This window comes from Neisseria sp. P0021.S005, from assembly GCF_051956955.1.
Window position 1 is genome coordinate 1 of record NZ_JBQCWY010000237.1, and the last position, 4,251, is coordinate 4,251.

The window sequence follows — 4,251 nt, forward strand, 5'->3', positions numbered from 1 at the left end:
CCCCAATAAATAAAATAGCCGACCATGCTCACAAGCATAGCGGCAAAAACCGTATTAATCAGCTTCAAGTTCGCACTCGACTGAGTTTGAGCCATGGAAAGTTTCCTTTTGGAAAACATGTTGAGTCGCGTTATTTTAACCTTTTTGTAATCTTTCTTGCACCAACTATTTACATTAAATGCCGAAATTCCCGTAAAAACGTCAAAAGGCGTTAAAATGTCGTTTTACCTTCTCTTTCTGTAACCGAAATGCAACCCCAATACTATATCGGCATCATGTCAGGAACCAGCATGGACGGTGCCGATGCCGTACTGATTCAAATGCAGGGCAAGCAATGGCAACGAGCCGTTGCCCACAGCTTTCTACCCTATTCAGACGGCCTGCGCCAAGAATTGTTGGCACTGCAAGACATAGGCGAAAATGAATTGCACAGAAGCAATATCCTGGCGCAAACACTCAGCCGCCTATACGCCCAAACCGTCCAACAACTATTGGCAGAACAAAACCTGTCGGCCAAAGACATTGCCGCGATCGGCTGCCACGGACAAACCATCCGCCATGCGCCTGAACACGGTTACAGCATTCAACTGGTCAACCTCTCCCTGTTAGCTGAACTGACCGGCATTTTCACTGTCGGCGACTTTCGCAGCCGCGACCTTGCCTGCAACGGCCAAGGTGCACCCCTCGTTCCAGCCTTTCACGAAGCGCTGTTTCAAGATGCGAATGAAACCCGCGCCGTACTCAACATTGGCGGTATTTCCAATATCAGTATCCTCCCACACGACAGCCCTTCTTTCGGCTTCGATACCGGCCCCGGCAATATGCTGATGGATGCATGGATGCAACATATTTGGCAGCAGCCTTACGACAAAAACGGGGAAAAAGCTGCACAAGGCAAAATCCTCCCTGATCTGCTCGCTTCCCTGCTCGACCATCCTTATTTCAGCCGCCCTTATCCCAAAAGTACAGGCCGAGAGTTGTTTTCCCTAAGCTGGCTTCAAGGCCATCTGAAAGGTAATGAAAAGCCGGAAGATGTGATACGTACATTGGTCTTTTATACCGCACAAACCATTTTTGACGCGGCCAAACAAGCTGCTCCGGTGATTCATCATCTTTATATCTGCGGCGGCGGCATCCGCAATCCTGTTTTGATGCAAGACTTGGAAACCCTGTTTTCTCCCGACACCAAATTGCACAGTACAGCCAAGCTCCATCTTGACCCGCAATGGGTGGAAGCCGCCGCTTTTGCCTGGCTTGCAGCCTGTTGGTGCAATCAAGTCCCGAGCAATCCCCACCATGCAACCGGCGCACATTCACACCGAATTTTAGGCTCAGGACATTACGGCAACTAAAGTTAAATCAATAAAAAGGCCGTCTGAACATTTTCAGACGGCCTTTACTATATTAGCCTTTCCTTATTCTTCTTCCGGCAAACGATTGATTTTCACACGGGCAATCCGTTGTCCGTCCTTCTCAACCACTTCAAAACGCCAGCCATGATAATCGATGAAGTCGCCCACATCAGGAATACTTTGCAATTCTTCCATAATCAAGCCGGCAACAGTATGGAAGTCCGCATCTTCTTCTTGAGCAGGCAGATTTAACTGGGAAGCCAATTCCACATACTCCAATGCACCATCCACAGACAGCGTTTCATCCTGGCTGGCTGGAGCAGCTTCTTCTTCCTCACGCTCGAATTCCTCTGGGAACTCACCGGCAATGGTTTCCAACAAATCTTTCATGGTCACCATACCCAACACCGCGCCAAATTCATCCACCACCAACGCATAATCCGCGCTGCTTTGACGGAACAATTCAATCGCATTTAACGCCGTCGTACTGTCCGGCAAAATCAATGGCTGGCGCAAGGCCGTCTGAATATTGATTTCTCCCGATTCAAGCAGCTGGTTCAGCAAATCTTTTTTACTGATATAGCCCAAAGGCTCATCTACACCTGCCTTACCGACAACCAACAAACGGCTATACGGCGTATTTTTCAACTGCGCATTTTGTTCTTCCCGACTTTGGGAAATATCCAATTTCTCGATTTCCCGACGCGGAATCATCACGCCCATAATCGGGCGTTCCGCCAAAGTCAGCACGCTGCGAATCATGGATTTTTCGTTTTCTTCAAAATGCTCGTCATCGCCGCCGTTGTCGCCTGCTTTTGCCAAAATGCTTTCGCGGATACCCATCATGCCCAACACATTTTCAGCGGTACGCTTACGCCAAGAAGTGCTGATATAGTCATTTTTACGGGCATTCTTTTGCGAAACCTGATTAAACAGTTCGATCAAAATCGAGAAGCCAATCGCCGCATACAAATAGCCTTTCGGAATATGGAAATGGAAGGCTTCTGCAATCAGGCTGAAACCAATCATCAACAAGAAACCCAAACACAACATCACAACGGTTGGATGCTTGTCCACAAAGGCAGTCAACGGTTTGCTGGCAGAAATCATCACCGTCATCGCCACAACAACCGCACCCATTGCCACCACAATATGATCCACCATCGCCACTGCCGTAATAACAGAATCGATAGAGAAAACTGCATCCAAAATCAAGATTTGCGCCACAACGCCCCAAAAAGAAGAATGCTTCTTCTGTCCTTCAGCAACCGCAAATTGATTGTGGCCCTCAAGGCGTTCGTGCAGCTCAGTAGTCGCTTTATAAAGCAGGAAAATACCGCCGGCAAACATAATCATGTCTTTGCCGGAAATCTCCAAGCCGCCCAACTCAAACAAAGGTCGAGTCAGCGTCATGATGTGCGCCATGAAGCCCAACATGAAAATCCGAATAACGACAGCCAAACCCAAGCCCGTTATCCGCGCCCTATCCCGTTGCGACGGTTTGACCTTGTTTGCCAAAATTGCTACGAAAACAAGGTTATCAATACCTAAAACAACTTCCAAAACCAGAAGCGTGGCAAAGCCTATCCAAGTATGCGGCTCTGCCAACCAACTGAAATCCATAATGATTGTGTTCCTTTAAAATACAAAAAGGCAGCCGTTCCGCTTAAAACGGACAGACTGCCAAAGTTCGGGCATAAATAAAGGGAAAGAAGCGGTATAACAACTACTCTGCTCTGCGTCTTTCATGAAAAATTTATGCCTCGGTCAACAATAATGGCAAACAGTTTATCAGTTTGAAGAAAGAAAGGCAAAGTCTAACAGCATATTTTCTTTTAAAAACAGCCTATACCAGCACTTACCAGCTTTCAGACGACCTTTTCTTACTTGATAAAACCATCAATCGGCGCATAACCCAAAAAATCTGCCTGCTCATTCAATATCACAACCCATTCTTTACTTCGCGCACTGGTAAATGGCAAGAAATACAACTCTTTCCCATCATTTCTCAGCGAAGCCTGTTCCAAAATTGACTCCTCATTCATGCCACGGGCTTTTGCCAAGACAGACAACGGTTTCATTGCTTTACGAATTTTCTCACGTTCCTGCTGCGAATCTGGCAACCACCAAGAAGGCCTCATACTTGGTTCAACACCTTTCAAAGACAAATCAAGACCTTGGTTAGCTTCGTCCGGGCTCATCGCTTCACGCAACCCAACACGGCGTACGCCAAACCAAGATAAATCCTGCAAATCCTTCGGAGCATGGCTCAAATCATTTACATCAATTTCTGCAGCAGTTACCACATTTATCCTATCGGTTTCGAATGCGGAAACCACTGGACGCGCCAAAGATACGTTGCACAAACCATAAATTAAAGCAGCCAGCTGAATCATGCCGATTAAGGAAAAATCAACAATCCTCTCTTTAAGTTTTTTGCTCGGACTGGCAAGAATCAAAGTCAGCAACGGGCCGCAAACAATATCTACTGAAATGACCAGTTTATATAAAGCCAATCCGCCTGTCAGCTCGGCATACGGATAAGGATACCAAACTCCAAATACTAACAAAGCGGCCAATCCTGCCAAAATCAGACTAATCAACAAATGCCATGCCGCATTTTTTAATGCGAACCGAAAGCGTGGTGAAGAATGTAATGTATGTGCGTTTTCCATAGATAACAATAAGATATTATTTCTTCTATAAATATTATGTAGCTAAAAAAATAAATGAGATATTTAAATATGCTGGTAGGCCGTCTGAAAATTGAAGCATTAACTGCAATCATCTCACCACGCATTATCAATATATTAAAAATACTAATAAATAGATAAAATAAAAACCACCATGTAACATGGTGGTTTTAAAATTTGGCTCCCCGACCTGGGCTCGAACCAGG

General features: G+C 45.8%; 3 protein-coding genes. 1 reads left to right on the plus strand and 2 read right to left on the minus strand.

Annotated elements, in window-relative coordinates:
* Window positions 1–248 precede the first annotated feature (248 nt).
* Entirely contained in the window at window positions 249–1,352 is a 1,104-nt protein-coding gene (locus ACTHUE_RS11735) for an anhydro-N-acetylmuramic acid kinase (protein WP_070460125.1), read from the plus strand.
* 63 nt (window positions 1,353–1,415) lie between these two features.
* Here the strand turns inward: ACTHUE_RS11735 and ACTHUE_RS11740 are convergent, their stop codons facing one another.
* Both ACTHUE_RS11740 and ACTHUE_RS11745 read right to left on the minus strand, forming a co-directional pair.
* Window positions 1,416–2,975, minus strand: a complete 1,560-nt coding sequence (locus tag ACTHUE_RS11740; protein WP_049331125.1) for a TerC family protein — start codon at window positions 2,973–2,975, stop codon at window positions 1,416–1,418.
* A 260-nt stretch (window positions 2,976–3,235) separates the two neighbouring features.
* Complete coding sequence (locus ACTHUE_RS11745) at window positions 3,236–4,027, minus strand: fimb protein (RefSeq protein ID WP_070460121.1); 792 nt, start codon at window positions 4,025–4,027, stop codon at window positions 3,236–3,238.
* Window positions 4,028–4,251 lie beyond the last annotated feature (224 nt).